Raw genomic sequence first — 24,825 nt, forward strand, 5'->3', positions numbered from 1 at the left:
GTTGAGAGTGGCAAGGAGCTGATGCGCCCTTGCCTTTCCTATGGGCGCCACACCACTTCTCTGCTGACGCCCTTACCTCTTCCCACTGCGCTACGGGTCGGGATCCTTTGTCCTAGGGTCCTTTATCCTCGGGCCCTTTGTCCTTTCCCTGACGGGCTTTGACCCCTGCGCGGCTTCAGGCCTCCCGTCTGGATGTAACGGCAGGTCAGGACGTGCAGTGGCCTGGGGAAACGGGGCGCGGGATCCCGACCCGCCGCTGCTTGTGTCAGCGCACGTCGACGTAGTCGGCCGTGCTGGTGGCGACGCCGGTCGTGGAATTGCCGTAATAGACCCAGCGGTAGGAGCCGTCGACCGAGGCGGTGACCGTGGTCTTCAGTCCCCCGGTGCTGCTGGTGGTGGACTTCTTGACCGTCTTGAAGGTGTCGCTGCCCTTGGCGCGGAATTGGAGGCTCACCGTACGACCGCTGTAGGCGTCGTACTTCTTGGTGCTCCAGTTCGCCCGGGTCAGTTTGCCCGTGACGGTGATCGCCTTGCCCTTGGTGACGGGCTCCGGTGAGGCGTTGGTGGTGGCTTTGGCCGCGCGCTTGAGCTGGACGGTCGTGGACCGCGTCTCCAGTTCGCCGGTCTTGAGGCCACCGTCGGCCTTCCACAGCTTCAGTGAGACGCCGACCTTCCAGGTCGTGGCGTCGCTGTTGGAGTCGACGTGCTCCTGGCTCGGGTGCGGGTCGATGTAGAGGGTGCCCTCGCAGCGAGCGTGCTTGGCGTCGGTCTCGTAGCAGGTGTAGCTGCCCGGCTGGATGAAGTTCTCACCCGTGTCGGCCGCGGTCTTGATGCTGCCCCGGTAGAGGAAGGGGTAGGCGTCGTAGCGGGAGGGGTCGGCGGTGCTGTAGCCGGAGGGCAGTGCGATGGCGAAGCTGATCGACGGCTCCACCACCTTCGACGTGCCGACGACGATCGGCTTGCCGTTGTTGATGACGATGTCCGACACGGTGATACCGGTGTCCGCCGCTTGAGCGGTCGGCGCGTTCAGCACCGAGAGCCCCAGCGCCCCCACGAGCGCGGCCACCGCGACGGTTCGTCTGCCTGTTTTCATTGCACCTCTTCAGGAGGATGGCGTTACAAGAGGCGGCAGCCTAACTGACGCGTTCATGCCCTCCACCTGGGGAACGGGAGTGATCATGCTCACCCGGGGGGGCGTGCGCCGTTCGCGGGCGGGGCGCGGGTTGGTGCGAGACCGAAGGTTGGTACGGGGACCAGGGCCGGTACAAGGACCAGGGCCGGTACAAGGACCAGGGCCGGTACGAGTGGGCATGCGTCCACGCCCGGCCCCTCACGGGAGACCCAGGACGAGACAACGCAAAGACCCCCTCCGACCAGATGATCATCTGATCAGAGGGGGTCTTCCCCAGTGTGGCGGCGCCAGGATTCGAACCTGGGAAGGCTGAGCCGGCAGATTTACAGTCTGCTCCCTTTGGCCGCTCGGGCACACCGCCGGGGTTGCTGCCCTTCGAACCGCTTTTCGGCGGTGCTCCGTGGCAACGACGTAAACAATACCTGATGCCGAGGGGTGCTTCGCCACCCGATTGATCGGCGCTCCGGGGGCCGGGGGTGGCTAGGCTGGTCCGGATGCGGCCCATGACCCGAACGGGCCCTGCGGCCGCCCGCATACGCCGGTACGCACGATACGCACCCTGATACAAGGAGCCACAGGACATGGCCGACTCCAGTTTCGACATCGTCTCGAAGGTCGAGCGGCAGGAGGTCGACAACGCACTCAACCAGGCCGCCAAGGAGATCTCGCAGCGCTACGACTTCAAGGGCGTGGGTGCCTCGATCTCGTGGTCCGGCGAGAAGATCCTCATGGAGGCGAACTCCGAGGACCGGGTCAAGGCCATCCTCGACGTCTTCCAGTCCAAGCTGATCAAGCGGGGCATCTCGCTCAAGGCCCTGGACGCGGGCGAGCCCCAGCTCTCCGGCAAGGAGTACAAGATCTTCGCGTCGATCGAGGAGGGCATCTCCCAGGAGAACGCGAAGAAGGTCGCGAAAATCATCCGTGACGAGGGCCCCAAGGGCGTGAAGGCGCAGGTGCAGGGCGAGGAGCTGCGGGTCAGCTCCAAGAGCCGTGACGATCTCCAGGCCGTCATCAGCCTGCTGAAGGGCAAGGACTTCGACTTCGCGCTGCAGTTTGTGAACTACCGGTAGGTCCGGTCCCCCGGGCTGCCGCCCGCACGCATACGAGAAGGGTGGGCACTTCCGGTGCCCGCCCTTCGTCGCGTCTGCCGGAGCCGGGACGCGCCCGGACACGCGGTCAGTCGCGCGAGTGGCCGAACAGGAGGCGGTAGGCGATCAGGAGGACGAGCGAGCCGCCGATCGCCGCCGCCCACGTCGCACCGTCGTAGAAGCTCTTGGAGATCGGGTGGTCCATCCAGCGGGCCGATATCCAGCCGCCGATGAACGCGCCCGCGATGCCGATCAGGGTCGTGCCGACGAGACCGCCCGGGTCGCGCCCGGGCAGCAGGAACTTCGCGATGGCTCCGGCCAACAGTCCCAGGATGATCCAGCTGATGATGGTCATGCCGTGAACCTGCCCTTTCACGCTGTGCCGGCACCGTCCCGGCCGTGTGATCTTGCTTCTGGCAGGCCGGGTCCGTGCGTCGTTCGTCCGGTGTTTTTGAGCGCGGTCTCCTCGCCGCGCACGTTCACACCGTGTTGGTGGGGAAGACGTCCCGCCCGCATCCGCCGGTTGCGCTGATCAGTAGGGTGCGGCGCATGACTTCCTCCGGTCCCGGGCTGCGCCGCACCCTCGGTGTCGGCGATGCCGTCGTCATCGGACTCGGCTCGATGGTGGGAGCCGGGATCTTCGCCGCCCTCGCGCCGGCCGCGCACGCCGCCGGCACCGGGCTGCTCCTCGGGCTCGCCGTCGCCGCCGTCGTCGCGTACTGCAACGCCATGTCATCGGCACGCCTCGCCGCCTTGTACCCGGCCTCGGGCGGCACGTACGTGTACGGGAGGGAACGGCTCGGCCGGTTCTGGGGGTACCTCGCCGGCTGGTCGTTCGTGGTCGGGAAGACGGCCTCCTGTGCGGCGATGGCGCTCACCGTGGGTACGTACGTCTGGCCGGAGCAGGCGCACGCGGTGGCGGTCGCGGCCGTGGTGGCGCTGACCGCGGTGAACTACGGCGGTGTCCAGAAGTCCGCGTGGCTGACGCGGCTGATCGTGACGGTGGTCCTGGCTGTCCTCGCTTCCGTGGTGGTGGTGTGCCTGACGTCGGGTGGGGCCGATGCCGGGCGGCTGGACATCGGGACCTCGGGCGGGGCAGACGGGGTCTTGCAGGCGGCCGGTCTGCTGTTCTTCGCCTTCGCCGGGTACGCCCGGATCGCGACCCTCGGCGAGGAGGTACGGGATCCGGCACGCACCATTCCGCGCGCGATTCCGCTGGCGCTCGGCATCTCGCTGGTGGTCTACGTGTGTGTGGCGGTGGCTGTCCTTTCCGTCCTGGGGCCGGATGCTCTCGGGGACGCGACGGCACCGCTGGCGGACGCGGTGCGCGCGGCCGGAGCGCCCTGGCTCGTGCCGGTGGTGCGGATCGGCGCGGCGGTGGCCGCACTGGGCTCGCTGCTCGCGCTGATTCTCGGGGTGTCGCGGACGACGCTCGCCATGGCCCGGGACCGGCATCTTCCGGGAGTACTGGCCTCCGTGCATCCGCGGTTCCAGGTGCCTCACCGGGCTGAGCTGGCCGTGGGCGCGGTGGTCGCGGTGCTGGCCGCCACGGTGGACGTCCGGGGCGCGATCGGGTTCTCCTCCTTCGGTGTGCTGGCGTACTACGCGGTGGCCAATGCGTCGGCCTGGACGCTGTCTTCGGCGCTGACGGCACGGGTGGTGCCCGCGGTGGGGCTTGCCGGATGCGTGGTGCTGGCGTTCTCGCTGCCCGCGGTGTCGGTGGTGGTGGGCACGGGGGTGCTGGCGGTCGGGGTGGTTGCGTACGCGGCGCGGCGGTGGATGCGGGCGCGGGAAGAGAAGGGCTAGGGCGGGCGGCCCGTAGCCGATCGGTGAAGGGCCGGTTTGGGCGGCCCGTTGCCCATCGACGGGCCAGGGCGGGCGGCCCTGTGTCTGGGCGGGGGGCACGGGCTCGAAGTGTGGTTTCCCGTGTGCGGGTTGTGGGGTGCGTCCGTCACTCGGGGCGGCAACTGCTCGATCGCGGTCATGGATTCATGATGCAGGCAGGCGCCGACAGCCGGGCCGGCCTGTGGATAACCCCTGACCTGTGGACACCGCAGGGCCGGTGTTCCGCTGTCAGCGCACCGCGAACGGCTCGTCCGTCCGCACGATGTCGCGACCGAGCGGGAAGAGCGAGACCGGGATGAGCTTGAAGTTGGCGATGCCCAGCGGGATACCGATGATCGTCACGCACAGGGCGATGCCGGTGGTGATGTGGCCGAGGGCGAGCCACCAGCCCGCGAGCACCAGCCACAGCACGTTGCCCACGCAGGAGGGCGCACCCGCGTCATGGCGCTCGATCGTCGTGTAGCCGAAGGGCCAGAGGGCGTAGACGCCGATCCGGAAGGCCGCGATGCCGAACGGGATGCCGATGATCGTGATGCAGAGCAGCAGGCCCGCGAGCATGTAGGCGAGGAACAGCCAGAAACCGCTCAGGACGAGCCATATGACGTTGAGTATGGTCCTCACTGGTTCCCACCTGCCATCTTCTCGAGCCGGGCGATACGTTCCGCCATCGGCGGGTGTGTGGAGAACATCTTCGAGAGGCCCTGGCCGGGCCGGAACGGGTTCGCGATCATCATGTGGCTGGCGGTCTCGATGCGCGGTTCGGGCGGCAGCGGGAGCTGCTTGGTGCCGCGTTCGAGCTTGCGCAGGGCGCTGGCCAGGGCGAGCGGGTCTCCGGTGAGCTGGGCTCCGGAGGCGTCCGCCTGGTACTCGCGGGAGCGGCTGATGGCGAGTTGGATGACTGAGGCGGCGAGCGGGCCGAGGATCATGATCAGCAGCATGCCGAGGAGGCCGGGGCCGTCGTCGTCGTCCGAGCGTCCGATGGGGATCAGCCAGGCGAAGTTGACCAGGAACATGATGACGGAGGCGAGGGCGCCCGCGACCGACGAGATGAGGATGTCGCGGTTGTAGACGTGGCTGAGCTCGTGGCCGATGACGCCGCGCAGCTCCCGCTCGTCCAGCAGCCGCAGGATGCCCTCGGTGCAGCACACGGCGGCGTTGCGTGGGTTGCGGCCCGTGGCGAAGGCGTTGGGTGCCTCCGTCGGGGAGATGTACAGGCGCGGCATGGGCTGGCGGGCCTGGGTGGAGAGCTCGCGGACCATCCGGTAGAGCGCCGGTGCCTCGAACTCGCTCACCGGGCGGGCGCGCATCGCGCGCAGTGCCAGTTTGTCGCTGTTCCAGTACGCGTACGCGTTGGTGGCCAGTGCTACCAGGACGGCGATGACGAGCCCCATGCGGCCGAAGAAGCTGCCGATGACGATGATGAGTGCGGACAGTCCTCCCAGGAGGATGGCTGTCCTGAGCCCGTTGTGCCGGCGGTGCACGGTACGCCCTCCTAGTGGTGCGGCAGGGGGACCCTCGCTTGCGGTGTCTGCGGTGCCACTGGTGCCGCGTCGTCACGTCCAGTGGACCCTCCCGTACTGGTCAACGCCAGGCGGGAGGTTCGAGTTCCCTGGTGCGGGCGGCGGCCGGTGTGGGCCGTCCGGGTGACGGCACGGGGAGACGGCACGCGCGCGTGGGGCCGAGTGCCCGCACGCGCGCGATGTAAGCGGGCGGTGTGGACGGCCCGCCTTTCCGGGGATCGGCTCCGCCCGGAGCGGCGTCAGAAGAGGCCGGTGTCGGTGAAGCGCAGGACCAGCTGGGGGGCGCCGGACAGGGCGATGCCGAGGACACCGGTCAGAGCGATCGCGGCGGTGACAGGGCCGGGGACGCGGTGCTTCTCGGGTTCCCCCTCGGGGGCGCGGAACAGCAGGGCCGTCCACTGGAGGTAGTAGAACAGCGCGATGACGACGTTGACGGCCATGACCACGGCGAGCCAGCCGAGGCCGGCGTCGACGGCCGCGGAGAAGACGGTGACCTTGGCGAAGAGGCCGATGATGCCCGGCGGCAGCCCGGCGAGGCAGAGCAGGAAGAACGCCAGGAGCAGCGCGGACAGGGGGCTGGAGGCGTACAGACCCCGGTAGTCGGCGACTCGGTTGAGGACCTTCGTCCGGCCGACGAGCGCGGCCACGGCGAAGGCGCCGAGGTTCACGGCGCCGTACATCAGGGCGTAGGCGACGGTGGAGCCGATCGACTTCTCGGCGTCGCCGGAGTACGCGGCGGCGGCGATCGGCACCAGGAGGTAGCCGGCCTGGCCGACGGAGGACCAGGCGAGCAGGCGTACCGCGCTGTACGCGCGCGTGGCCTGCTGGCGCAGGGCTCCGGCGTTGCCCACGGTCATGGTGAGCGCGGCCAGGACTGCCAGGGCGGGGCCCCAGACATCGGCGTACGAGGGGAGGGCCACGACCGTGACGAGGATGAGGCCGCTGAAGCCGACCGCCTTGCCGATGACCGACAGATAGGCCGCGATCGGCAGGGGCGCTCCCACGTAGGTGTCGGGCACCCAGAAGTGGAAGGGCACGGCGGCCGTTTTGAAGGCGAAGCCGACGAGGGTCAGGACGACGCCGGTCTGGGCGAGGGTGTGGAACTGCCCGTCGACGTGCTGGATGCGGTCGGCGACCTGGGTGAGGTAGAGGGTGCCCGTGGTGGCGTACACGAAGCTGATGCCCATCAGGCTGACCGCGGTCGCGGTGACCGAGGACAGGAAGAACTTCAGGGCCGCCTCTGAGGACTTCCGGTCGCCGTACCTGAGGCCGACCAGAGCGAAGGCGGGCAGCGAGGCCACCTCCAGGGCGACGATCAGGGTCGCGAGGTCGCGGGAGGCGGGCAGCAGGGCGGCGCCGGCCGCGGAGGACAGCAGCAGGAACCAGTACTCGCCCTCGGGGAGGTCCTTGCGGGCGTCCTTCAGGGCGGTGACCGACAGGAGGGCGGCGAGGAGGGCGCCGCCGAGGACCAGGAACTGGATGACCAGGGTGAAGCGGTCGGCCGTGTAACTGCACACGGCGGCGTCACCGGTCAGGCAGAAGGTGGAGCGGTCGCCGTCGAGGAGGGGCAGCAGCATCGCCGTGGCGGCGGCCAGGCCTGCCACCGACGTCCAGCCGAGCAGGGCCTTGCGGTGCTCGGCGACGAACAGGTCGGCGACCAGGACGACGAGTCCGACGACCGCGGCGATGGTGGGCGGAGCGATGGCGAGCCAGTCGACGGACTGGACCAGCGACGACGCCAGGGGCTGGGCCGGGGAGCTCATCGGGTGCCTCCTGCGAGGAGCTGCTGGACGGCCGGGTCGCTCAGGCCGAGGAGAGCCCTGGGCCACAGGCCCGCGACGACGGTGAGGACGACGAGCGGGGTCCACGCCGCGAACTCGTAGGAGCGGACGTCGGTGAGGGTCGGGGCGTCCTGGGGCAGGGCGCCCATGCAGACCCGGCGGACCACGATCAGCAGATAGGCGGCCGTCAGCAGCGTGCCGAACGCGCCGATCGCCATGAAGGTGAGGAAGGCCGCGCGGTTGAGGCCCTCGGCGGGCCGGAACGCGCCGAACAGGGCCAGCATCTCGCCCCAGAAGCCGGCCAGGCCCGGCAGGCCGAGTGACGCGACGGCGGCGAACGCGAGGAGGCCGCCGAGGCGTGGGGCCTTGCCGTAGAGGGCGGCGCCGGTCTCCTGGGCGAGGGTGTCGAGGTCGGTGGTGCCGGTGCGGTCCTTCAGGGCGCCGACCAGGAAGAAGAGCAGGCCGGTGATGAGGCCGTGGGCGATGTTGGCGAACAGGGCACCGTTCACGCCGGTCGGGGTCATCGTGGCGATGCCGAGCAGGACGAAGCCCATGTGGCCGACGGACGAGTAGGCGATGAGGCGCTTGAGGTCGCCCTTCGCGCCCTGCTTGGCGAGGGCCAGGCAGGCCAGGGATCCGTAGATGATGCCGACGACGGCGAGGGCGGCGAGGTAGGGCGCGAAGGTGCGGAAGCCGTCCGGCGCGATGGGGAGGAGGATCCGGACGAATCCGTACGTTCCCATCTTGAGCAGTACGCCGGCCAGGAGGACCGAGCCGACGGTGGGCGCGGCGGTGTGCGCGTCGGGCAGCCAGCTGTGCAGCGGCCACATCGGCGTTTTCACCGCGAGCCCGATCCCGATCGCCAGAACGGCGATGAGCTGCACGGATGCGGTCAGTGACCGGCCGTTGTCAGTGGCGAGTGCCACCATGTCGAACGTGCCCGCCTTGATCCCGATCAGGAGCAGGCCGAGCAGCATGACCACGGATCCGAGCAGCGTGTAGAGGATGAACCGCCAGGCGGCGCGGATCCTGTCCTCGCCGCCCCAGCGGGCGATGAGGAAGTACATCGGGATGAGGACCGTCTCGAAGGCGAGGAAGAACAGCAGCAGGTCCAGGACGGCGAAGGTCGCGAGCGTGCCGCCCTCCAGGACGAGCAGCAGGGCGACGAAGGCCTTCGGGGCCGGGCCTTCGGGCATTTTGAAGTACGAGTAGAGCGCGCAGAGGAAGGTCAGCAGCGCGGTCAGGACCAGAAGGGGGAGGGAGATGCCGTCGACGCCGAGGTGGATGCGCACGTCGAGTGCGGGGATCCAGCTGATGTCGGTCGTGGCCTGCATTTTCGAGGGATGGTCGTGGTCGAAGCCGAGCGCGAGGACGATCGCGGCGATGAGGATCGCGCCGGTCACGGTCACGCCGTGCCGGAGCACGGCCTGCTCGGGTGACTTCCCCTTCAGTCCGGGCGGGGCGGGCAGGAGAGCCGCGACGGCGCCGAGAAGCGGGCCGACGACGACGAATGCCAGGAGGAACTGCATCACGGACTCGTTGATATCGATCACGCCTGCTCACGCTCCCGTGGCGACGAGGACGGCGGCGACCGCGAGGACGACGGTGCCGGCGAGCAGCGCGCTCACATAGGTCTGGACGTTGCCGGTCTGGGCACGCCGTACGGCGGCGCCGAGCCAGCGGGGCAACGCACCCGCACCGCGGACGTAGGTCTCGACGACCTCACGGTCGAGGAACCGGACGAGGCTCGCTCCGGCCTGGACGGGGCGGACGAAGAGGACCGTGTACACGGCGTCCAGGTGGAAGCCGGCGGCCGCGTGGCGGTGGAGGGGGCCGAGCAGCAGCCGTCCCGGGTCGGCGGGGTCGGGGGCGTAGGCGATGTCGCCGTAGGCCGGCACGTGGGTGGCGATGGCCTCCGCCTCGACCTGGGCGGCGTCGCCCTCGGGGTGGGCCGCGACGGCGCCCAAGGGGACACGGGCCGCGAGGGCGGTGGTGTGGCGCCAGGCCGCGTAGGTGACGATGCCGCCGACCAGGGCCAGGCCCGTGCCCAGCACGGAGGTGGTCAGGGTGGGGCCGAGGTCCCGGCCGTCGAACCAGTCGGGCAGCAGGCGGAACGCGAATCCGCCCAGGGCCAGGGACGGGACGGCGAGGACCCACAGCACGACGGTCATCGTCAGCGGCTGCCTGCCGTGGTCGGGGGCTTCGATGCCCCGGCCCCGGAAGGCGAGCAGCCACAGGCGCATCGCGTAGGCGGCGGTGAGCACGGCCGTGAGCAGACCGGCGACGAGGACGAGCCAGCCGGCGGCGGCCGGGGCGTGCTCGGTGTGTCCGGTGACGACGTGCTCGGCGACGCCGAGCACGGCCTCCTTGGAGAAGAAGCCGCTGAACGGCGGGATCGCGGCGAGCGCGAGCAGCGCCACGGTCATCGTCCAGTAGGCGTCGGGGATGCGGTCGCGCAGGTTCCGCATGCGGGACATCGCGGCGAGCGAGTTGGTGCCGGCGGCGTGGATGATCACGCCGGCCGCGAGGAACAGCAGCGCCTTGAAGGCGCCGTGGGACAGGAGGTGGAAGACGGCGGCACCGCGGTCGCCGACGGCGAGGGCGCCGGTCATGTAGCCGAGCTGACCGATCGTCGAGTAGGCGAGGACCCGCTTGATGTCGTCCTGGGCGAGCGCGGCGAGCGCCGAGCCGGTCATCGTGACGGCAGCCATGACGGCGAGGACGACCATCGCGGCCTGGGAGGCCTCGAACACCGGGAGGAGACGGGCGATGAAGTAGACGCCGGCGGCGACCATCGTCGCGGCGTGGATCAGCGCGGAGACGGGGGTCGGGCCCGCCATCGCGTCGGGGAGCCAGGTGTGCAGCGGGAACTGCGCCGACTTGCCCGCCACGCCCGCCAGGAGCAGCAGGGCGATCAGCGTCGGATGGTCGAGTCCGCCGCTCGCGACGGTGCCGAGGATCCGGGTGATGCGGAACGATCCGGCGTCGGTGGCCAGGGCGAACAGGCCGATGAGGAAGGGGACGTCGCCGAGCTTGGTGACCAGGAAGGCCTTGAGGGAGGCGGCGCGGGCCTCGGGTGTCTCCCAGTAGTGGCCGACCAGGAAGTAGGAGCAGATGCCCATGACCTCCCAGCCCACCAGCAGCACGATCAGGTCGCCGGAGTAGACGACCAGGAACATCGCGGAGGTGAACAGCGAGACGAGGGCGGCGTAGGAGGGGTAGCGCGGGTCGTCGCGCAGGTAGCCCGTCGAGTAGATCTGCACACAGGAGGCGACCAGACCCACCAGGACGGCGACGAGGGCGGCGAAGCCGTCGATGTGCAGGGCCAGCTCGATCGGGACCGAGCCGGTGGGGGTGAGTTCCGTGGCCGAGTCCACGGCCGCGCCGCCGCCCTGGCGTACGGCGACCACCGCGGCGAGCACCAGGGAGGTGAGCGTCGGGAGGACGGCGAGCGGGCGGACGAAGCCGGGTGCCGTGCGGCCCAGCAGCAGGCCGACGACGGCGCCGAGGAACGGAAGGAGCGGGACGAGGACGGCGAGGGTGGTCGTGGTCACGCGGTGGCCTCAGCCTTCTGGGCCTCGTCGGACCGCTCCGCCATGAGGGCGTCGGGGTCGGGGCCGTCGGGGTCGTGCCGTTCGGCGGTGTCGCGGAGTTTGTCGATGTCCGCGGTGCCGCGGTTGCGGTGGACGGCGAGGACGATCGCCAGGCCGATGCCGATCTCCGCGGCGGCGATGGCGATGGTGAACAGGGTCAGGGCCTGTCCGGAGTGCAGGGTCTCCTCGGCGGCCCGGCTGAGCCAGACGTCGAAGGCGACCAGGTTGAGGTTGACGGCATTGAGCATCAGCTCGACCGACATCAGGACCAGGATCGCGTTGCGGCGGGCGAGGACGCCGTACAGGCCCGTGCAGAAGAGGAGGGCCGAGAGGACGGCGGGGTAGGCGAGGTGCATCAGCGGGCCCCTTCCTGCTCGGAACGCCCCGAACTCCCTGAACTCTCCGTGACCGTTCGGGAACTCTTGGTGGCGGCCGGGGCGTTCACGGGGGGAGAGCTCGACTCCGCCTTCGCCTTGCGGGACAGGACGATGGCGCCGACCAGGGCGGCGAGGAGGAGGACGGAGAGGGCCTCGAAGGGGAGCACCCAGTTCTGGAAGAGGCTCGCGCCGGTGGCCTCGGTGGAGCCGGCGGCGGGACCGTCCAGGTCGATCCAGGTCGTGCGGAAGGCGTCGACGACGACCCAGACCAGGGCGGCGGCAGCGGCGACGGCCACGGCGAGGGCGGCCCAGCGGTTGCCGGAGTCGGCGTCCGGGGAGCGGCCGATGGGGGCTCTGGTCAGCATCAGACCGAACAGGAGGAGGACGACGACGGAACCGACATAGATGAGGACCTGCACCCACGCGATGAACTCGGCGGTGAGCAGGAGGTATTCGACGGCGAGGCCGCCGAGGGTGACCACCAGCCACAGGGCGGCGTGCACCAGCTGCCGGGTGGTGACGGTGACGAGGGCCGCGCCGAAGGTCACCAGACCGACGAGGAGGAAGGCGATCTCGACGCCGGTCGGTGAGAGGAAGCCGTGCGTTCCGGCGGCGCCGGTGGTCGGGCCCGTAGCGAGGAGAGCGGTGCTGAGAGCGAGGGTCATGCCGAGCCCTCCTGCCCCGGCTTCGGCTGGTCGGTCTGCTGCTTGGAGTCGCCCTGGCGCCGGGTGGGCTGTTCGGCGGCGCGGGCCTGCTCGTCGGCGTGGGGTGCGGTGGCCGGCGGGGCCTGCTGGGCGGCGAGTTTGTCGGCGGCCTTGCGGGCGGTGGCGAGTTCCTTCGGTTCCTCCGCGCCGGGGTCGAGGGCCGGCGGGGCCGGGACGGTCCACATCCAGTCGCGGAGCTTGTCGCGTTCGTGGGTGAGGTCGCGGATGTCGGTCTCGGCGTACTCGAACTCGGGAGACCAGAACAGGGCGTCGAAAGGACAGACCTCGATGCAGATACCGCAGTACATGCACAGGGAGAAGTCGATGGCGAAGCGGTCGAGGACGTTGCGACTGCGCTCGCGGCCGCCCGGGGCCGCCGGCGGGACCGTCTCCTTGTGGGAGTCGATGTAGATGCACCAGTCCGGGCACTCGCGGGCGCACAGCATGCAGACCGTGCAGTTCTCCTCGAACAGGCCGATCACACCGCGGGTGCGGGGCGGGAGGTCGGGCTGGGCGTCCGGGTACTGCGCGGTGACGGACTTCTTCGTCATCGTGCGGAGGGTGACGGCCAGGCCCTTGGCGAGGCCACTGCCGGGAAGGGGGGCCATGGTTACTGGATCACCACCTTGACGATGCCGGTGAGGGCGATCTGAGCGAGGGAAAGGGGGACGAGCAGGGTCCAGGACAGCTTCTGGAGCTGGTCCTCGCGCAGCCGCGGGTAGGTGACGCGCAGCCAGATCACGAGGAAGGCGAGGACGGCGGTCTTCAGCAGCGTCCAAATCCAGCCGAGGCCGTCGGCGCCCCAGGGGCCGTGCCAGCCGCCGAGGAAGAGGACGGTGGTCAGACCGCACAGGACCACGATTCCGGCGTACTCGGCGAGGAGGAAGAGAGCGAAGCGGAGGCCGGTGTACTCGGTGTACGCGCCGAAGATGATCTCCGAGTCGGCGACGGGCATGTCGAAGGGAGGGCGCTGCAGTTCGGCGAGGCCGGCCACGAAGAAGACGATCGCGCCGACGATCTGCCAGGGCAGCCACCACCACTCGAAGGCGTCGAGGATGCCGGGGAGGGAGACGGTGCCGGCCGCCATCGCCACCGAGGCGGCCGTCAGGAGCATCGGCAGTTCGTAGGCGAGGAGCTGTGCGGCGGTGCGCAGGCCGCCGAGCAGGGAGAACTTGTTCGCGGACGCCCAGCCGGCCATGAGCGAGCCGAGGACGCCGACGCCCATGACGGCCAGGACGAAGAAGACACCGGCGTCGATGACCTGGCCGACGGCTCCCTCGCCGGGGCCGATGGGGATGGCGAGCAGGACGAGGAGGTAGGGCAGGAGGGCGACGGCGGGAGCCAGTTGGAAGATGCGGCGGTCGGCGCCCGCGGGGACGACGTCCTCCTTCTGCGCGAACTTCACGCCGTCGGCGATCAGCTGCGCCCAGCCGTGGAAGCCGCCGGCGTACATGGGGCCCAGGCGGCCCTGCATGTGGGCCATGACCTTGTGTTCGGTCTGGCCGATGACCAGGGGGAGGGTGAGGAAGACGACGAAGACGACCAGGAGTCGCAGGGCGACGTCGAGCACGTCGTTCACTGCGGGCCTCCAGCGGGGTCCTCGGGGTTCTTGGGATGATCGGGCTTTCCGGGGCTTTCGGGGTCTTCCCGGTGCTCGTGGTCGTCCGGGTTGCCCTGCGGCTCGGAGGACTGCGGCTCGGAGGACTGCGGCTCGGACCCCTGGGGCTGGTCTCCGGGCTCCTCCGTCGGCAACGGCGCTGCCTCGGGGGACGGTTCGGGGGCCGGTTCGTCGAAGGCGGGGCGGGCGTGGTGCCAGGGGGCGTCCGAGCTGCGCGGGGCGCTCGACGGTGTGGAGGCGGACCTCGGGGACGCGGGGTCGGGCGGCGGCGCCGGCCGGTTGAGCTGCTGGCTCGCCGATCCCTGCGCTGCGGAACGGTTCCGCCGAGGTCCCGAGGAAGCCCGGGCAGCCGAAGTGTCCACGTCGGCAGCCGCATCGGTCACGTCGGCAGCCGAGGCCTCCACCCCGGTGGCTGCAGTTTCCGCCCGGGCAGCCGAAGCCTGCGCCTCCGCAGCCGCAGCCTCCGTCCCGGCGGCCGGGGTCTCCGTGCCTGCCGCCGGGGTCTCCGTGCCCGCGGTTGAGGTTTCCGCGCCTGCGCCCTGGGCTTCCGTGCCTGCCACCTGGGCTTCCGTGCCTGCGGTCGAGGTTTCCGCGCCTGCGCGCTGGGCTTCCGTGCCTGCCACCTGGGCTTCCCGGCCTGCCGCCGGGGCTTCCGTGCCCGCGGCCGGGGTTTCCGTGCCCGTGGTGGGGCGGCTCGGTGAGCCTTCTGCGGCCGTGCGGGTACGCCGGGCTGCATCCGGAGTACCGGCGGCGGCAGCAGCGGACTGGCTCGCGGAGCCCTCCGACGCCGACCGTGCCCGGCGCGGGGCAGCGGGACGGGCCTCTCCGGCTGCCGGGGTCCCCGCCGGGGTCTCCGCACCGGCGGCGGACTGGCTGGCCGAGCCCTCCGACACCGAGCGAGTCCGTCGTACGGGGCGTTCTCCCGCGGGGCGTGCGGCGCCGCGGGCCGGGCGTTCGCCTGCCGCGCGGCCCGCGCCTCGGGCGGGGGCCGGGGGGAGCTGGCCCTTGAGGGGGCCCCATTCGTTCGGGTCGGGAACGCCGGGCGGCAGCATCTGGCGTCGCTTGGGGCCGCCGTGTTCCGACTCGCCCGGTTCCTTCGCGCCGGGCCAGGCCTTGGCGACGCGGGCGGCCAGGACGAAGTCCTTGCGCAGGGGGTGGCCTTCGAAGTTTTCGGGCAGGAGCAGGTGGTCCAGCGCCGGGTGGCCTTCGAAGGTGATGCCGAACATCTCGTGCGTCTCGCGTTCGTGCCAGGCGGCACCCGCGTAGACGTCGACGGCCGAGGGGAGGGTGGGGGCCTCGTGCGGGACGGTCGTGCGCAGCAGGAGGCGTCGTACGGGGGCGAGCGCGGCGACGTGGGCGGTGACGCGGAAGCCGGTGCCGGGTTCGTCGACCGCGCTCAGCCAGTCGAAGTAGGTGCAGCCGAGGCGGTCGCGGGCGGTCTCCAGGGCGGTGATCCAGGCGGCCGGGGGCACGTCGACCGTGAGGACCTCGTAGGACTCCTCGGCGGTGGCGTCCGTGCCGAAGAGTTCCTCGGCGCCGGCGGGCAGCCAGCCGACGGCGGTCATCGGCCCTCCCCCGCGGCCGGGCCCGCTGCGGGCGGCTGCACGAGTCCGCTCTGCAGCGCCGCGGCCGAGGGGCGCTGGGCGGCGGTGCCGTAGCGCTCCCCCAGGGACTCGCGGGCGATCTTCTCCTGGAGCTTGAGGATGCCCTGGAGCAGCGCCTCGGGGCGGGGCGGGCAGCCGGGGACGTAGACGTCGACGGGGATGATCTGGTCGACGCCCTTGGTGACGGAGTAGGAGTCCCAGTAGGGGCCGCCGCAGTTGCTGCAGGCGCCGAAGGAGATGACGTACTTCGGTTCCGGCATCTGCTCGTAGAGGCGTTTCACGGCCGGGGCCATCTTGTCGGTGACCGTGCCGGAGACGACCATCAGGTCGGCCTGGCGGGGCCCTGGGGCGAACGGGATGACGCCGAGGCGGATGAAGTCGTGGCGGGCCATCGACGCGGCGATGAACTCGATCGCGCAGCAGGCGAGGCCGAAGTTGAAGACCCAGAGGGAGTAGCGGCGGCCCCAGTTGAGGACGACCTTCATCGGCTCGGGGGCGAGGCGGGCCAGGGCGCCCAGCCGCTTGGGCTCGGGCAGCAGGACAGGCTCGGACACCGTGGGGTTCACGTCCATGCCAGGACGCCCTTCTTGTAGGCGTAGAGCAGGCCGACCGCCAGGAAGCCGAGGAAGATGAACATCTCGGCCAGGGTCGTCGCGCCGTAGCCGGGGGCGGCGAAGACGGTCGCCCAGGGGAACAGGAAGATCGAGTCGACGGCGAAGATCACGTAGAGGAAGGCGTACACGTAGTAGCGGACCTGGGTGTGGGCCCAGCCCTCGCCGACGGGGTCGACGCCGCACTCGTAGGTCAGGAGTTTCTCGGGGGTGGGGACGACGGGTCGCAGCAGGCGGCCGGCCCCGAAGGCGACGGCGACGAACAGCACGCCGATCACGGCGAGCAGTCCGACGACCGAGTAGGACTGGAAGTAGTCCGCCGCGACGACGGTCGTGGTGACGACGGTCGGTTCCGGCACGTCCGTCCCTCGCTCCCTCAAAATTCGGACTGGATCCTGCGACGATGCTGCGGCTCAACGGGACGCAGCCGTTCGACGATCTGTACGCACGGGAGTCTAGGCCCTGATAAGGGCAGGGTAAGCAGCCCGTCACCGCCTGGGACAGGGGGGTGGGGTTTTCCTCAGTGGATCGTGGCGGCCCCCCTCATGGCGCGGCGGCCCGCCACCGGGCACGCTGACGCACATGACCCAACGCATCCCGTCCCCGGGCACGACGGCGGCCCGGTCGGCCGCGTCGCCGGACGACCGTCCGCCGCCGGCCCGGCTCGCCTATGACCGGCACACCTGGAAAGAGATCGCGCACCTGCTGGCCAACCTTCCGGTCGCGCTGCTCGGTTTCACCTATGTGGTGACGATGCTGTCCACCGGTTTCGGCCTGACCGTCACGGTGGTCGGGTTTCCGCTTCTCGCGGTGGGACTGGCGGGGGCGCGGCAGTTGGGCAGGCTGGAGCGGGCGCGGGCCCGGGCGCTGCTCGGGGTGCGGATCGAGGAGCCGAGCCGGCTGCGGCTGCGCGGTGGGGGCGGCTTCTTCCAGCGGCTGTGGATGCAACTGAAGGACCCGGTGGGCTGGCGCACGGTGCTGTACGAGTTCATCCGGCTGCCCTGGGGCGTGCTGACCTTCACGGTCACGCTGGTCTCGCTGTTCGTGCTGTGGCCGGTGCTGCCGTTCATCGCGCGGGGGCTGACCAACGCCGACCGGGCCATGGTGCGGGCGCTGCTGTCGCCCTCCGACGAGCTGGAGCGGCGGATCGCCGAGCTGGAGTCGGACCGGGGGGTCGTGGTGGACACGGCCGCAGCCGACCTGCGGCGCATCGAGCGGGATCTGCACGACGGGGCGCAGGCCCGACTGGTCAATCTGGCGATGGGGCTGGGCCTGGCCAAGGAGAAGGTGCTGGAGGACCCCGACGCGGCGGCGGCGATGGTCGAGGAGGCGCACGGCGAGGTGAAGCTGGCGCTGCAGGAGCTGCGGGATCTGGCGCGCGGCATCCATCCGGCCGTCTTGACCGACCGTGGCCTGGACGCGGCCCTGTCGTCGGTGGCCACACGCTGCACGGTCCCGGTGAAGGTGACGGTGGATCTGCCGGAGCGGCCGGCCGCGGCCATCGAGGGCATCGCCTATTTCACGGTCTCGGAGCTGCTGCAGAACGTCAGCAAGCACAGCGGGGCGCGATCGGCCTCGGTGGATGTGTGGCGGACCAACACCCGGCTGCTCATTCAGGTGTGGGACGACGGGGTCGGGGGCGCGAGCCTCGACGGCGGTACGGGGATGAGGGGCCTGGCGGAGCGGCTGGACGCCGTCGACGGCCTGTTCGTGCTGGAGTCGCCCGAGGGCGGCCCGACGACGGTCACGGCGGAGCTGCCGTGGCGGGACCGGTCGGAGGCCGCGGGATAGGGGCCCCGGGACAGAGCCCCTGGCCGGGCGCCCGGGGTGGGGAAAACCCCCCGTCCAAGACGCCGACGGACTCCATGGCCCGCCGACCTGCGGCGGAGCAGGGTGGAGGTACGACAGCACAGCCGCCGGACGAGGAGAAGGACGACGCCGATGGCCACGGAGTACGGACAGGGGTACGGGCTCGACAGCGGGTCCGGGTTTCCCGGGAGCACCGAGCGGCGGCACCGGCTGCCGGCCGCGCTGCGGGCGCCGGTCGAGCTCCGCACCTGGCGGGAGCTGACCCATGTGCTGCTCGGTCTGCCGATCGGCATCCTGCTGTTCACCTACGCGGTCACGATGGTGTCGCTGGGGGTGGGACTGCTGGTGACGTTCCTCGGCATACCGGTGCTGGCGGCGGCGCTCGCCGGGTGCCGCGGTCTGGGGGCGCTGGAACGGGTGCGGGCGCGGAGGCTGCTGGGCCTGGAGGTGGCCGAGCCGGAGCCGCTGCGGGCGAGGAAGCCGGGGGCGATGGCGTGGATGGGAGCCGTCCTCAAGAGCGGTGCCTCGTGGCGGGCCCTGCTGTACGCGGTGCTTCATCTGCCGTGGGCGGTGTTCTCGTTCGTCGTCTCCGTGACCGTGTGGGCGCTGGGCTGGGCGCTGCTGACGTATCCGCTGTGGTTCTGGGTGTTCCCGGTGTACGCGGGGCAGGACGGCATCCAGCTGTACGGGGACGAGGCGCATCTGATCTACCTCGACAACCCGTTCGAGATCACGGTGACCGCGCTGGTGGGCCTGCTGTTCACGATGGCCACGCCGTGGATCGTGCGGGCGCTGACGACGGTGGACCGGGTGATGGTGCACGGGCTGCTCGGGCCGTCGCTGCTGGTCTCGCGGGTGGTGGAGCTCGAGTCGGACCGGGGGGTCGTGGTGGACACGGCGGCGGCGGACCTGCGGCGCATCGAGCGGGATCTGCACGACGGGGCGCAGGCCCGGCTGGTGGCGCTGGCCATGGATCTGGGGCTGGCGAAGGAGAAGCTGCAGGAGGATCCGCGGGCGGCCGCGCGGATGGTGGACGAGGCGCACGGCGAGGTGAAGACGGCGCTGCAGGAGCTGCGGGACCTGGCCCGGGGGATCCATCCGGCGGTGCTGACGGACCGCGGGCTGGACGCGGCGCTGTCGGCGGTGGCGTCGCGGTGCACGGTGCCGGTGCGGGTCGAGGTGGACCTGGCGGAGCGGCCGGCGCCCGCGATCGAGGGGATCGCGTACTTCACGGTGTCGGAGTTGCTGCAGAACGTCAGCAAGCACGCGCGGGCCACGTGGGCCGGCGTGGAGGTGTGGCGGACGGAGAACCGGCTGATGCTGCAGGTCGTGGACAACGGTGTGGGCGGGGCCGATGCGGCGGGCGGGTCGGGGCTGGCGGGTCTGGCGGACCGGCTCGACGCGGTGGACGGGATTCTGGTGGTCGATTCACCGGAGGGCGGGCCGACGCGGGTGACAGCGGAGTTGCCGTGGCGCGGGGCGCAGGTGCGGTGACCGCAGACTTGCCGTGGCGCGGGGCGCAGGTGCGGTGACCGCAGACTTGCCGTGGCGCGGGGCGCAGGTGCGGTGACCGCGGACTTGCCGTGGCGCGGTGCGCAGGTGCGGTGACCGCGGACTTGCCGTGGCGCGGGGCGCAGGTGAGGTGACCTCCGGCCGGATCCTCCAGGGGGTCCGGCCTTCGCCCGCCCGCCACCCGACGCGATGAGAAGGAAAGCAAGCCCCCCCCCTTCCCGGTTCCGGCGGCGGGCAAGAAGACGCTCCTCCCCCCATCCCCGCCCCGACCCTGAAATGCTGTACCCGTCGCACGGGTGGGCGCGAAGCCGTTGTGGGCTGCGGACGGGCGGCATCGGGCTGTGGGGGGCCGGACATCGTGGAGGACAGGGTGCGGGTGGTCATCGCCGAGGATTCAGTGCTGCTCAGGGAGGGCCTGACCCGGCTGCTGACCGACCGCGGGCACGACGTCGTCGCCGGTGTGGGTGACGGCGAGGCGCTGATCAAGACCATCACGGAGTTCGACGCGCAGGGCGAGCTGCCGGACGTGGTCGTGGCGGACGTGCGGATGCCGCCGACGCACACCGACGAGGGGGTGCGGGCGGCGGTGCAGCTGCGCAAGGCGCACCCGGGTCTCGGGGTGCTGGTGCTGTCGCAGTACGTGGAGGAGCGGTACGCCACGGAGCTGCTCGCGGGGTCCAGCCGGGGTGTCGGCTATCTGCTGAAGGACCGGGTCGCCGAGGTGCGGGAGTTCGTGGACGCGGTGGTCCGGGTGGCGCAGGGCGGTACGGCGCTCGACCCGGAGGTGGTCGCGCAGCTGCTGGGCCGCAGCCGCAAGCAGGACGTGCTGGCGGGGCTCACCCCGCGGGAGCGCGAGGTGCTGGGGCTGATGGCCGAGGGGCGGACGAACTCGGCGATCGCGCGGCAGCTGGTGGTCAGCGACGGCGCGGTCGAGAAGCACGTCAGCAACATCTTCCTGAAGCTGGGGCTGTCCCCGAGCGAGGGCGATCACCGCAGGGTTCTGGCCGTTCTGACGTATCTCAATTCCTGACGTTCACGATGCCCGGCCTTGGAAACCCGGACAAACAGGGACGCATAGCCATACAGAAGTCGTGTCCAAGATGCGAATGACCCGCAGAAGGCGGCCCTTGCGGTCGTAGTGTTGATCCCGGGAGGGCCTGCGGGAGGGCCTGTCCCGGACAGCGTCCTCGAGGGAGGTCCAGTTCAGTGACCAGCCAGGTCAGTAGCCCAGCGGAGCAGGCCGACGAAGCAGTCGTGGGAGAGCAGCGCAAAGCGGCGGGCGGGAAGGATGTCCGCCGCCTCGACCGGGTGATCATCAGGTTCGCGGGGGACTCGGGTGACGGCATGCAGCTCACCGGTGACCGCTTCACCTCGGAGACCGCGTCGTTCGGCAACGACCTGTCGACGCTGCCGAACTTCCCGGCCGAGATCAGGGCGCCCGCCGGAACCCTGCCGGGTGTGTCGTCCTTCCAGCTGCACTTCGCCGACCACGACATCCTCACGCCCGGTGACGCGCCGAACGTGCTGGTGGCGATGAACCCGGCCGCGCTGAAGGCCAACATCGGCGACCTGCCCCGCGGCGCCGAGGTGATCGTCAACACGGACGAGTTCACCAAGCGGGCGATGCAGAAGGTCGGCTACGAGACGTCCCCGCTGGAGGACGGGTCGCTGGACGGCTACCACCTGCATCCCGTGCCGCTGACCACGCTCACGGTCGAGGCGCTGAAGGAGTTCGACCTCAGCCGCAAGGAGGCCGAGCGCAGCAAGAACATGTTCGCGCTGGGCCTGCTGAGCTGGATGTACCACCGGCCCACCGAGGGCACGGAGAGATTCCTGAAGTCGAAGTTCGCGAAGAAGCCCGACATCGCGGCGGCCAACATCGCGGCGTTCCGGGCCGGCTGGAACTTCGGCGAGACGACGGAGGACTTCGCCGTCTCCTACGAGGTCGCCCCGGCGGCCACGGCGTTCCCGCCGGGTGTGTACCGCAACATCTCCGGCAACCTCGCCCTGTCGTACGGGCTGGTCGCGGCGAGCCGGCAGGCGGACCTGCCGCTGTACCTGGGGTCGTACCCGATCACTCCGGCCTCGGACATCCTGCACGAGCTGTCCAAACACAAGAACTTCGGCGTGCGGACCTTCCAGGCGGAGGACGAGATCGCAGGCATCGGGGCCGCGCTGGGCGCGGCCTTCGGCGGTTCGCTGGCGGTGACCACGACCAGCGGTCCGGGTGTGGCGCTGAAGTCGGAGACGATCGGCCTGGCGGTCTCGCTGGAGCTGCCGCTGCTGGTCGTGGACATCCAGCGCGGCGGCCCGTCGACGGGTCTGCCGACGAAGACCGAGCAGGCGGACCTGCTGCAGGCGATGTACGGGCGCAACGGCGAGGCCCCGGTGCCGGTGGTCGCGCCGCGCACGCCGGCGGACTGCTTCGACGCCGCGCTGGAGGCGGCGCGGATCGCGCTGACCTACCGCACGCCGGTGTTCCTGCTGTCCGACGGCTATCTGGCCAACGGCTCCGAGCCGTGGCGGATCCCGGACATCGAGGAGCTGCCGGATCTGCGGGTGCAGTTCGCGCAGGGCCCGAACCACACGCTCGACGACGGCTCCGAGGTGTTCTGGCCGTACAAGCGGGACCCGCAGACGCTGGCCCGTCCGTGGGCGATCCCGGGCACGCCGGGTCTGGAGCACCGCATCGGCGGCATCGAGAAGCAGGACGGCACGGGCAACATCTCCTACGACCCGGCCAACCACGACTTCATGGTGCGCACCCGGCAGGCGAAGATCGACGGCATCGACGTCCCGGACATCGAGGTGGACGACCCCCACGGGGCCAGGACGCTGGTTCTGGGCTGGGGCTCGACGTACGGGCCGATCACGGCGGCGGTGCGGCGGTTGCGCCGGGCCGGGGAGTCCGTCGCGCAGGCGCATCTGCGCCATCTCAACCCCTTCCCGCGGAATCTGGGCGCGGTGCTGGAGCGTTACGACACGGTGGTGATCCCCGAGATGAACCTCGGGCAGCTCGCCACGCTCATCCGGGCGAAGTACCTGGTCGACGCCCGCTCGTACACCCAGGTCAACGGCATGCCGTTCAAGGCGGAGCAGCTCGCCGCGGCGCTGAAGGAGGCCATCGATGCCTGACACGTCCACGCACGGCACGGGCACCGTCGAGGCGCTGTCCCTCGTCCCGAAGGCCGAGGGCAGGCAGTCGATGAAGGACTTCAAGTCCGACCAGGAAGTGCGCTGGTGCCCCGGTTGCGGTGACTACGCCATCCTGGCCGCGGTGCAGGGCTTCATGCCCGAGCTGGGGCTGGCGAAGGAGAACATCGTCTTCGTCTCGGGCATCGGCTGCTCCTCGCGCTTCCCGTACTACATGAACACGTACGGGATGCACTCGATCCACGGCCGCGCCCCGGCCATCGCCACGGGTCTGGCGAGCTCCCGCCGGGATCTGTCGGTGTGGGTCGTCACCGGGGACGGCGACGCGCTGTCCATCGGCGGCAACCATCTGATCCACGCGCTGCGCCGCAACGTCAACCTCAAGATCCTGCTGTTCAACAACCGGATCTACGGTCTGACCAAGGGCCAGTACTCGCCGACCTCCGAGGTCGGGAAGATCACCAAGTCGACGCCGATGGGTTCGGTGGACGCGCCGTTCAACCCGGTGTCGCTGGCGATCGGCGCGGAGGCGTCGTTCGTGGCGCGGACGGTGGACTCCGACCGCAAGCACCTCACCGAGGTGCTGCGGCAGGCCTCCGCCCACCAGGGCACGGCGCTGATCGAGATCTACCAGAACTGCAACATCTTCAACGACGGCGCCTTCGACGCCCTGAAGGACAAGCAGCAGGCCGAGGAGGCCGTGATCCGGCTGGAGCACGGTGCGCCGATCCGCTTCGGCGCCGGCCTGGCCAAGGGTGTGGTGAGGGATCCGCTGACCGGTGATCTGAAGGTGGTGGCGGTGACGCCGGACAACGAGGACCAGGTGCTCGTCCACGACGCGCACTCCCCGTCCCCGACCACGGCGTTCGCGCTGTCCCGCCTCGCCGACCCGGACACCCTGCACCACACGCCGATCGGCGTCCTTCGCTCGGTCGAGCGGCCCGTCTACGACACGCAGATGGCCGACCAGCTGGACACCGCGATCGAGCAGCACGGCAAGGGCGACCTGGGGGCGCTGCTGGCGGGCGGCGACACCTGGACGGTCGTGGGCTGACCTTCTCGCGTACGCCCACGGGGCCCGGGACCGCTAGGAGGCGGCCCGGGCCTCGTCGTATGTCCGCCGCGCCTGCTCCACGTCGTCCATGCGCCGGTGGGTCCAGGCCGCGAGGGCCTTGACCTGCTCGGCGGCCTCGCGGCCCAGGCCGGTGAGGGAGTAGTCGACGCGCGGCGGGATGACGGGCTTGGCGTCGCGGTGGACGAGGCCGTCCCGCTCCAGGGTCTGGAGGGTCTGGGTCAGCATCTTCTCGCTGACGCCCCGGCCTCCGTAGCCGCTGATCGCGCGGCGCAGTTCGCTGAACCGGTGGGGCCGGTCCAGGAGCTCGATCAGGACGAGCACGCCCCAGCGGCTGGTGACGTGCTCCAGGACCAGCCGGTACGGGCACAGACCTTCGATGTCACTTACTGCCATGCCAGTACCTTACTTCAAAGTGGGTACTTTCCAGAAGTTAGCGCATGCCCTAGCGTTAGTGACACCGCACCCCACAAGGAGAGTCACCACCATGAGCATCGTCGTCACCGGAGCCACCGGACACCTCGGCCGCCACGTCGTGGAGCAGCTGCTGGAGAAGGTCCCGGCCGAGCAGATCACCGCGGTCGTGCGCAACGCCGAGAAGGCCGCCGACTTCGCGGCCCGCGGCGTGAAGATCGCCCTCGCCGACTACAACACCCCCGCCTCCTTCGACGGACTCTTCTCCGCCGGTGACAAGGTGCTGCTGGTCTCCGGCAACGAGTTCGACAAGGGCCGCGTGCAGCAGCACAAGGCCGTCATCGACGCCGCCCAGGCCGCCGGTGTCGCCCTGCTCGCCTACACCAGCGCCCCGGGCACCCTGACCGCCGCCCTCGCCGACGACCACCGCGGCACCGAGCAGATCCTGCTGGCCTCGGGTGTGCCCTACGCCCTGCTGCGCAACGGCTGGTACCACGAGAACTACACCGAGAACCTCGCCCCGGTGCTGGAGCACCACGCGGTCGTCGCCGCGGCCGGCGAGGGCAGGGTCTCCTCCGCCGCCCGCGCCGACTACGCCGCTGCCGCCGTCGCCGTACTGACCGGCGAGGGGCACGAGAACAAGACGTACGAGCTGGGCGGCGACACCCCGTGGAGCTTCGCCGAGTACGCGGCCGAGCTGAGCCGGCAGACCGGCGAGGAGATCGCCTACAACGCCGTCTCCCCCGAAGCGCTCGTCGGCATCCTGACCGGCGCGGGCCTTCCCGAGCCGTTCGCGCGGATCCTCGCGGGCGTCGACGTCTCCATCGCGAAGGGCGAGCTGGTCGTCTCCTCCGGTGACCTGTCCCGACTGATCGGCCGTCCGGCCACCCCGTTCTCCGAGGCCATCGCCGCCGCGCTCAAGGACTGACACCTTCTCGCGCGCACCGACCCCCGGATGTCATGACCGTATGGCGATACGGGCATGACATCCG

At 70.7% G+C, this 24,825-nt stretch carries 23 protein-coding genes and 1 tRNA gene; 8 read left to right on the forward strand and 16 right to left on the reverse strand.

All coding sequences use genetic code 11. The features are described 5' to 3' along the window. Nucleotides 1-265: 265 nt before the first annotated feature. Together ACFV20_RS02640 and ACFV20_RS02645 are read right to left on the reverse strand one after the other, a co-directional pair. Nucleotides 266-1,093, reverse strand: coding sequence for a hypothetical protein (locus ACFV20_RS02640; RefSeq protein WP_385651569.1), 828 nt, complete (start codon nt 1,091-1,093; stop codon nt 266-268). A gap of 318 nt (nt 1,094-1,411) precedes the next feature. Then, nucleotides 1,412-1,493 (reverse strand) — tRNA-Tyr (locus tag ACFV20_RS02645). Nucleotides 1,494-1,713: 220 nt separating this feature from the next. Between ACFV20_RS02645 and ACFV20_RS02650 the strand changes: the two genes are divergently transcribed. Continuing rightward, nucleotides 1,714-2,202 (forward strand): YajQ family cyclic di-GMP-binding protein, encoded by a 489-nt coding sequence (locus tag ACFV20_RS02650; RefSeq protein WP_385651572.1) that lies wholly within the window; start codon nt 1,714-1,716, stop codon nt 2,200-2,202. Nucleotides 2,203-2,308: 106 nt separating this feature from the next. Here ACFV20_RS02650 and ACFV20_RS02655 read toward each other — a convergent pair whose 3' ends face one another. Beyond that, nucleotides 2,309-2,575 (reverse strand): GlsB/YeaQ/YmgE family stress response membrane protein, encoded by a 267-nt coding sequence (locus ACFV20_RS02655; protein WP_385651575.1) that lies wholly within the window; start codon nt 2,573-2,575, stop codon nt 2,309-2,311. Nucleotides 2,576-2,769: 194 nt separating this feature from the next. Here ACFV20_RS02655 and ACFV20_RS02660 point away from each other — a divergent pair, with 194 nt between their 5' ends. Next, nucleotides 2,770-4,026: an APC family permease gene (locus tag ACFV20_RS02660; protein ID WP_385651577.1), complete on the forward strand. Its 1,257-nt coding sequence runs from the start codon at nt 2,770-2,772 to the stop codon at nt 4,024-4,026. A 267-nt stretch (nt 4,027-4,293) separates the two neighbouring features. On the opposite strand, the gene ACFV20_RS02665 is transcribed toward ACFV20_RS02660, so the two are convergent. The 12 genes from ACFV20_RS02665 to ACFV20_RS02720 all read right to left on the reverse strand — a co-directional run bounded on the left by ACFV20_RS02665 (nt 4,294) and on the right by ACFV20_RS02720 (nt 16,232). Continuing rightward, nucleotides 4,294-4,686, reverse strand: a complete 393-nt coding sequence (locus ACFV20_RS02665) for a YccF domain-containing protein (RefSeq protein WP_385651579.1) — start codon at nt 4,684-4,686, stop codon at nt 4,294-4,296. Further along, nucleotides 4,683-5,546 carry a zinc metalloprotease HtpX gene (htpX, locus tag ACFV20_RS02670; RefSeq protein ID WP_385651581.1) on the reverse strand — a complete coding sequence of 288 codons (864 nt, stop codon included), beginning with the start codon at nt 5,544-5,546 and terminating at the stop codon, nt 4,683-4,685. The genes ACFV20_RS02665 and htpX overlap by 4 nt, the downstream gene beginning before the upstream one ends. A 278-nt stretch (nt 5,547-5,824) precedes the next feature. After that, on the reverse strand, nt 5,825-7,348 hold the full coding sequence (locus ACFV20_RS02675) for an NADH-quinone oxidoreductase subunit N (RefSeq protein WP_385651582.1): 1,524 nt from the start codon (nt 7,346-7,348) through the stop codon (nt 5,825-5,827). Continuing rightward, nucleotides 7,345-8,919 carry an NADH-quinone oxidoreductase subunit M gene (locus ACFV20_RS02680; protein WP_385651583.1) on the reverse strand — a complete coding sequence of 525 codons (1,575 nt, stop codon included), beginning with the start codon at nt 8,917-8,919 and terminating at the stop codon, nt 7,345-7,347. The genes ACFV20_RS02675 and ACFV20_RS02680 overlap by 4 nt, the downstream gene beginning before the upstream one ends. Before the next feature lie 6 nt (nt 8,920-8,925). After that, nucleotides 8,926-10,920, reverse strand: coding sequence for an NADH-quinone oxidoreductase subunit L (locus ACFV20_RS02685; RefSeq protein WP_385651585.1), 1,995 nt, complete (start codon nt 10,918-10,920; stop codon nt 8,926-8,928). Continuing rightward, on the reverse strand, nt 10,917-11,315 hold the full coding sequence (gene nuoK, locus ACFV20_RS02690; RefSeq protein ID WP_385651587.1) for an NADH-quinone oxidoreductase subunit NuoK: 399 nt from the start codon (nt 11,313-11,315) through the stop codon (nt 10,917-10,919). The genes ACFV20_RS02685 and nuoK overlap by 4 nt, the downstream gene beginning before the upstream one ends. Further along, entirely contained in the window at nt 11,315-12,001 is a 687-nt protein-coding gene (locus tag ACFV20_RS02695) for an NADH-quinone oxidoreductase subunit J (protein WP_385651588.1), read from the reverse strand. Before ACFV20_RS02695 ends, nuoK begins: the two co-directional genes overlap by 1 nt. Continuing rightward, nucleotides 11,998-12,648 (reverse strand): NuoI/complex I 23 kDa subunit family protein, encoded by a 651-nt coding sequence (locus ACFV20_RS02700; protein WP_385651589.1) that lies wholly within the window; start codon nt 12,646-12,648, stop codon nt 11,998-12,000. Before ACFV20_RS02700 ends, ACFV20_RS02695 begins: the two co-directional genes overlap by 4 nt. A gap of 2 nt (nt 12,649-12,650) precedes the next feature. Next, nucleotides 12,651-13,619 carry an NADH-quinone oxidoreductase subunit H gene (locus tag ACFV20_RS02705; protein ID WP_385651591.1) on the reverse strand — a complete coding sequence of 323 codons (969 nt, stop codon included), beginning with the start codon at nt 13,617-13,619 and terminating at the stop codon, nt 12,651-12,653. Continuing rightward, nucleotides 13,616-15,223, reverse strand: coding sequence for an NADH-quinone oxidoreductase subunit C (locus tag ACFV20_RS02710; RefSeq protein WP_385651593.1), 1,608 nt, complete (start codon nt 15,221-15,223; stop codon nt 13,616-13,618). Before ACFV20_RS02710 ends, ACFV20_RS02705 begins: the two co-directional genes overlap by 4 nt. Further along, the gene (locus tag ACFV20_RS02715; protein WP_385651595.1) at nt 15,220-15,834 is read right to left on the reverse strand and encodes an NADH-quinone oxidoreductase subunit B; all 615 of its coding nucleotides are present in this window, start codon (nt 15,832-15,834) and stop codon (nt 15,220-15,222) included. The genes ACFV20_RS02710 and ACFV20_RS02715 overlap by 4 nt, the downstream gene beginning before the upstream one ends. Continuing rightward, nucleotides 15,825-16,232: an NADH-quinone oxidoreductase subunit A gene (locus ACFV20_RS02720; protein WP_104785621.1), complete on the reverse strand. Its 408-nt coding sequence runs from the start codon at nt 16,230-16,232 to the stop codon at nt 15,825-15,827. Before ACFV20_RS02720 ends, ACFV20_RS02715 begins: the two co-directional genes overlap by 10 nt. Nucleotides 16,233-16,455: 223 nt before the next feature. On the opposite strand from ACFV20_RS02720, the gene ACFV20_RS02725 reads away from it, so the two are divergent. The 5 genes from ACFV20_RS02725 (at nt 16,456) to ACFV20_RS02745 (ending at nt 23,401) form a co-directional block, all read left to right on the forward strand. Then, entirely contained in the window at nt 16,456-17,664 is a 1,209-nt protein-coding gene (locus tag ACFV20_RS02725; RefSeq protein ID WP_385651598.1) for a sensor histidine kinase, read from the forward strand. A gap of 150 nt (nt 17,665-17,814) precedes the next feature. Continuing rightward, nucleotides 17,815-19,176, forward strand: coding sequence for a sensor histidine kinase (locus ACFV20_RS02730; RefSeq protein WP_385651600.1), 1,362 nt, complete (start codon nt 17,815-17,817; stop codon nt 19,174-19,176). Between the two features lie 388 nt (nt 19,177-19,564). Next, nucleotides 19,565-20,224: a LuxR C-terminal-related transcriptional regulator gene (locus tag ACFV20_RS02735; RefSeq protein ID WP_385651968.1), complete on the forward strand. Its 660-nt coding sequence runs from the start codon at nt 19,565-19,567 to the stop codon at nt 20,222-20,224. Between the two features lie 176 nt (nt 20,225-20,400). Beyond that, on the forward strand, nt 20,401-22,329 hold the full coding sequence (locus ACFV20_RS02740) for a 2-oxoacid:acceptor oxidoreductase subunit alpha (protein WP_385651603.1): 1,929 nt from the start codon (nt 20,401-20,403) through the stop codon (nt 22,327-22,329). Then, nucleotides 22,322-23,401 (forward strand): 2-oxoacid:ferredoxin oxidoreductase subunit beta, encoded by a 1,080-nt coding sequence (locus tag ACFV20_RS02745; protein ID WP_385651605.1) that lies wholly within the window; start codon nt 22,322-22,324, stop codon nt 23,399-23,401. Before ACFV20_RS02740 ends, ACFV20_RS02745 begins: the two co-directional genes overlap by 8 nt. A gap of 33 nt (nt 23,402-23,434) precedes the next feature. Here the strand turns inward: ACFV20_RS02745 and ACFV20_RS02750 are convergent, their stop codons facing one another. Beyond that, the gene (locus ACFV20_RS02750) at nt 23,435-23,815 is read right to left on the reverse strand and encodes a winged helix-turn-helix transcriptional regulator (protein ID WP_385651608.1); all 381 of its coding nucleotides are present in this window, start codon (nt 23,813-23,815) and stop codon (nt 23,435-23,437) included. A gap of 91 nt (nt 23,816-23,906) precedes the next feature. Here ACFV20_RS02750 and ACFV20_RS02755 point away from each other — a divergent pair, with 91 nt between their 5' ends. Continuing rightward, on the forward strand, nt 23,907-24,761 hold the full coding sequence (locus ACFV20_RS02755; RefSeq protein WP_385651609.1) for an SDR family oxidoreductase: 855 nt from the start codon (nt 23,907-23,909) through the stop codon (nt 24,759-24,761). Nucleotides 24,762-24,825: the final 64 nt, after the last annotated feature.

It is taken from the genome of Streptomyces sp. NPDC059696, assembly GCF_042733745.1.
GTDB lineage: Bacteria > Actinomycetota > Actinomycetes > Streptomycetales > Streptomycetaceae > Streptomyces.